The sequence below is a fragment of the Arsenophonus sp. ENCA genome (assembly GCF_002287155.1).
In the GTDB taxonomy this organism is placed as follows: Bacteria; Pseudomonadota; Gammaproteobacteria; order Enterobacterales; family Enterobacteriaceae; genus Arsenophonus; species Arsenophonus nilaparvatae.
The window spans coordinates 1-4,814 of the sequence record NZ_NHNG01000686.1 but is presented as its reverse complement, the minus strand read 5'-3'; the positions used below and the strand labels follow the sequence as shown (position 1 = coordinate 4,814).

The window sequence follows — 4,814 nt, the reverse complement described above, 5'->3', positions numbered from 1 at the left end:
AGCACCCACGACAGTCAGCATTTCGAAAGGGTCATTGACAAGGCCAACACCAATCGCAATATCTACGCCGACCGAGGCTATCCCTCTGCGGAGCGGGAAGCTTGGCTGAAGGCAAACGGCTATAGGAGCCAGATTCAGCGTAAAGGCCATCGAAACAAACCGTTGTCCAAGACTCAGCAAGGGCGAAACCACAGGATTGCAAAGACTAGGGCACGGGTTGAACATGCATTTGCGGCGATGGAACAAATGGGTAGAAAACTGATCCGCACCATTGGACAGGTGCGCGCTAATTTTGCCATGACGATGATGGCAGCATGTTACAACCTAAAGCGGTTGGCGTACTTCCAGAGCGCGTGCATCGTGGCTTTCTGACGCCCAGAATGGGTCAAATGGCCCTAGCCAGGGCAATGTGCGATAGAATCAGTAGCGTGATAATCAAAAAAAATCTAATTATTTAGAATGAAAGCCAAGGGTTAATTGAAAATCTTGAGTTTTTCGAGGTGCCCTTAAGTTAATGCAACCAAATAAAAGGGATACAAGCGAGTGTAAAAAGACTCATTGTAATATTAAAAATAAACCAAGCATTACGGCCACGAAGCAGGATGCCGATTAAAGAACCAAAACCAACCCAGACAAAACCACCGATTAAATTAACAATCAACATAACAAAACTTATGATCAAAATCGAGTTAGCGTAGTTATCAGCAACACTATAACTACTAACTGCACCTAACCCCATCATCCATGCTTTGGGATTCAGGAATTGTAATAAACTCCCTTGATACCATTTAATTGATTTAGCAACTTTGGACTCTGTATTAAGTTGCATATGGTGGGATGTAGCGAGTTTCCAAGCAAGCCATAATAAATATAAACTCCCAACAATTTTCATTATAATTTGTAGCACCGGCGAAAGCAGTAAAAGAACAGCAAGGCCAGCAGCAGAAATAAATAGAATACTCTGGATACCTAATATTACGCCGAACATTAAAGGTATTGAACGCCGTAAACCATACTGAGCACCTGATGACGTAAATAATAAATTATTTGGCCCAGGAGTAATCGCCACAATGAATAAAAAAGTAAATAACGCAAAAATCAGCCCATAACTCATTTAAGATCCTTTGATTAACTATTATTAATCTTTTTTTCATATTAAAAATAACAATATATTATCAGAATATATGTAGAATTAATTATTTAGATTTACAATTATGAGTAAAAATTTTCAACCAATAAATTGGGCTAAAAATCCTCATTTACAAACACTACTACCGCGTATTGTGAGGAAAAAGCCGCAAATCAAACCGTTATGGCAACGCCTAGAATTACCTGATGGTGATTTTATTGATCTCGCTTGGAGTGAAGATCCTCAATCTGCGAAGCATAAACCTCGACTGGTCATTTTTCATGGCTTAGAAGGCAGTTTTAGAAGCCCATATGCTCATGGCATGTTAGAAGCGACTAAAAGACGAGGATGGCTTGGTGTAATTATGCATTTTCGTGGCTGTAGTGGAGAACCGAATCGACAAAAACGCATTTATCATTCCGGTGAAATTACCGATGCCCGCTACTTCCTCAAATGGCAGAAAACGATTTACGGTAAAGTACCAATTGCCGCGGTTGGCTACTCACTTGGTGGTAATATGTTAGCTTGCTATTTAGCAGAAACCGGACAATATGCTGATGTTAATGCAGCAGTCATTGTTTCCGCCCCTTTAATGTTAGAGCCATGTTCAATTCGTTTAGAAAAAGGGATTTCACAATTCTATGAGCGTTATTTACTAAACGGCCTTAAACGTAATGCAACACGCAAACTCATTCGCTACCCAGGTTCATTACCGCTTAATTTGCTACAACTAAAAAAGCTAAAACGGCTACGTGATTTTGATAATGTCATCACGGCGAAAATACACGGTTTTAAAGATGCAGCGGATTATTATCATCAATGTAGTGCTCTGCCTCGGTTACCAAATATCCGTGTGCCAACACTAATTATTCATGCAAAAGATGATCCTTTTATGGCGCCTGAAGTTGTACCGGATATCAACCAATTACCCGCTAATATTGAGTATCAAATGACAGAACATGGTGGTCACGTTGGGTTTGTTAGTGGCACATTAAAACAGCCTAAAATGTGGCTTGAGCAACGCATACCTGATTGGTTAACCCCACATCTGGAGCCGTAATTTATGATCATTCCATGGCAACAGCTAGCAGCAGATACTTTAAATAATTTGATTGAAAGCTTTGTGTTACGAGAAGCAACGGATTATGGAAAAGATGAGAAAACGCTGGAAGAAAAAGTTGAGGATATTAAGCAACAATTACGATTAGGAAGTGTTGTGCTTGTCTGGTCTGAATTACATGAAACGATAAATATTTTGCCAAAAACACAATTACATTCTTAAATAACTGTATACATCGCTATATAAAAAGAAATTTTACGTTATTGTAATTAATGTGTTAAAACATTGTGTTATCTGAATGCGTAATGGAAGCCATTTATTATGTCGGCTAATCATCCGATCATTGCAGTAACAGGCTCCAGTGGTGCGGGCACCAGCACCACCAGCCTTTCATTTCAAAAAATCTTTACTCAGTCACGAGTTTCGCACAGGCATATAAAATTCTAAAAATGGCTTAAAAGCAATGATTAATCTGCAAGTTACTAAAAAACATAAATTTTCTTAAATTACAATAAGTTGTATTTGATTTATAAGGTTTTGACTATTTATATATCATGCTGAATTAAACTTAAAAATAGAGCGTTTTTTTATTGGTGCGAAACTCGTGATATTACTAGCGTCTGTTATACCTTCCCACAAGAAAATGCCCTTTTGCTATTGAGCCGTCACTACATCCCAGAAGCCCAATTACAGAGTCCAGCGAATAAGAACAGGGCGATTTATCATCAATGGGTACGGTTAGGCTGGCTGAGAACGACCAAAGGCGATTGTATTGATTATGACCGTATCAGAGATGATATTCTTAAAGATAGTGAGCAGTTTGAAATTAAGCTCATTGGCTTTGATACGTGGAATGCAACCCATCTCAGAACCCAATTACAGGGCGCAGGTTTAGATGTTGAGCCTTTCCCACAAACCTATATGCGCTTAAGCCCTGTCGCCAAATCCGCCGAAGTGTTTGTTAATCGTCAGAATATTTACCATAACGGTGACCCTGTTTTAACATGGGCGATCGCTAATGCCGTAATGGAAACCGATGCAAACGCCAATATCAAACCAAACAAGAAGAAATCGGCTAACAAAATTGACCCCGCCTTAGCCTTTCTGATGAGCTTTGGTACATGGCAGATAGAGCATGAGGACTTTACCTTTAGCCTGACCGATGAGCAGAAAAAACGATTAGCTTCATTTGATGGGGTGTAATTACCTTACGGTTCAATAGATTTCTTTAGAAAATTTCAATTTAATAATGTTCTGATGTTATTATATGTTTATAAGTTCGTTCGGCAATTTTTGTATAAAAATATGTATAAATAATAATATAAAACCGCCTTATTTTTAATAAAAATCATTTATTATCATAATATTAAATAATATGGTGAATTCATGTATAATCAATTCACCCCAACGAACTGAAAAGGATTAAATATGCGAGATTTTTGTCATTTTTATCTTAAATGTTATCGCGATTTATCTGATGATTTTGAAGAGAAACAAATGCCTAAAAAGCCCAGACCAAAACCTAAACCAAATTAAAAGAGATAACACTATGAACCGTCATAATATAATTTTTGATATTAATTATTCTTATTATTTAGAAGAAATGTTTAGCACCTTAACGGGACGTATAGATAAATTGATATCTGTGTTTTTGTTTATATTGGGAGGTTCAGTTTTTACACCTTTTTCAAATTTGCTTTTATTTGGTGTCTTTGTTTCATGCCTTTCTGCCATTCAGTATTTCTACGAATACGCTAAACATTCATGTTTTTCAAACATACAGGCTAAGAGATATCTGGCATTAATTTATAATGAATCAACTTTAAGTGATGATGAATTACACCAGAAATTTAATGAATTACAAAAATCAGATACTAAATGCTATGGCCTTCTTGCTAATGCAGCTTATAAAAGGACATCAATTAAACTTGGGTTGGATGATCACACCAAGTTAACCAAACTTGAATCGATTTTTGCATGGTTTGCCGGTGATTTACCTAAAGCATGATGTTTTTGACAGCCGCTGAACAACGGGGCTTTACGGCGTATTGGTAAGATACAAGCCCTTTTTTAATGTTTCAATGATGGTGTTGGTAATGCTGTGAATCGATTAACAGCTTGCGCTTTCTCTGCTTTTAACTCTTTTTTTCCCGGATCATCTAGCTTTCTATGAATATACGGCGCTAATTTAGCTGCTGCGTCTAATGCCAGTTTTGGATCCGTATTAATATGCTTTGTCATAATCAACGTCATCACTTCAACAGGATCTTCCAGATTTTTATTCAGGTTTGCCGTCGTATTCTGTTGCGAAATGTTGACTCCGAAAGTCAACATTTTTAGATAGTTCAAGACATCGGGATCTTTAGCTAAATGACTACCCTTTGATATTGCGCTTTTTTCGCTGTAACCCGCGTCAATAGCGGCTTCTCGCTGATTTTTACCAGCATGTAATGCCTCAGCAAATTTCTTTTTTTTTATTGTTAGCATATCGTTTTTTCGTAAGCGTCGTTAAATCCCCACATTTTTTCACTTCTCCTAATTTGTCATGATGTTCGACGCTAACAATTAAGGAGAAATATTAGATGGGAATTTACCGTACAGACGAGAAATGGCGAGCTATCATTG

At 37.5% G+C, this 4,814-nt stretch carries 6 protein-coding genes and 2 pseudogenes; 6 read left to right on the top strand and 2 right to left on the bottom strand.

The genetic code is table 11. The annotated features are described in order from the left end of the window. Nucleotides 1-372, top strand: a 372-nt coding sequence (locus tag CBG25_RS18145; protein ID WP_290603757.1) for a transposase, incomplete at its 5' end; no start/stop codon positions are given. 139 nt (nucleotides 373-511) lie between these two features. Here CBG25_RS18145 and CBG25_RS18140 read toward each other — a convergent pair. Then, nucleotides 512-1,114 (bottom strand): LysE family translocator, encoded by a 603-nt coding sequence (locus CBG25_RS18140; RefSeq protein ID WP_290608414.1) that lies wholly within the window; start codon nucleotides 1,112-1,114, stop codon nucleotides 512-514. A 100-nt stretch (nucleotides 1,115-1,214) separates the two neighbouring features. Here CBG25_RS18140 and CBG25_RS18135 point away from each other — a divergent pair, with 100 nt between their 5' ends. From CBG25_RS18135 to CBG25_RS18115, 5 genes and pseudogenes are all read left to right on the top strand, one after another. Then, nucleotides 1,215-2,189, top strand: a complete 975-nt coding sequence (locus CBG25_RS18135; protein WP_290608412.1) for a hydrolase — start codon at nucleotides 1,215-1,217, stop codon at nucleotides 2,187-2,189. Between the two features lie 3 nt (nucleotides 2,190-2,192). Next, nucleotides 2,193-2,411: a YheU family protein gene (locus CBG25_RS18130; protein ID WP_290608410.1), complete on the top strand. Its 219-nt coding sequence runs from the start codon at nucleotides 2,193-2,195 to the stop codon at nucleotides 2,409-2,411. 99 nt (nucleotides 2,412-2,510) lie between these two features. Continuing rightward, nucleotides 2,511-2,612: pseudogene (locus tag CBG25_RS18125) on the top strand (phosphoribulokinase); the annotation flags it as partial. Nucleotides 2,613-2,789: 177 nt separating this feature from the next. Then, a pseudogene (locus tag CBG25_RS18120) lies at nucleotides 2,790-3,392 on the top strand (terminase TerL endonuclease subunit); the annotation flags it as partial. Between the two features lie 346 nt (nucleotides 3,393-3,738). Continuing rightward, complete coding sequence (locus CBG25_RS18115; protein ID WP_290608408.1) at nucleotides 3,739-4,197, top strand: hypothetical protein; 459 nt, start codon at nucleotides 3,739-3,741, stop codon at nucleotides 4,195-4,197. Nucleotides 4,198-4,259: 62 nt separating this feature from the next. Here CBG25_RS18115 and CBG25_RS18110 read toward each other — a convergent pair whose 3' ends face one another. Continuing rightward, nucleotides 4,260-4,676: a terminase small subunit gene (locus CBG25_RS18110; RefSeq protein ID WP_290608406.1), complete on the bottom strand. Its 417-nt coding sequence runs from the start codon at nucleotides 4,674-4,676 to the stop codon at nucleotides 4,260-4,262. Nucleotides 4,677-4,814: the final 138 nt, after the last annotated feature.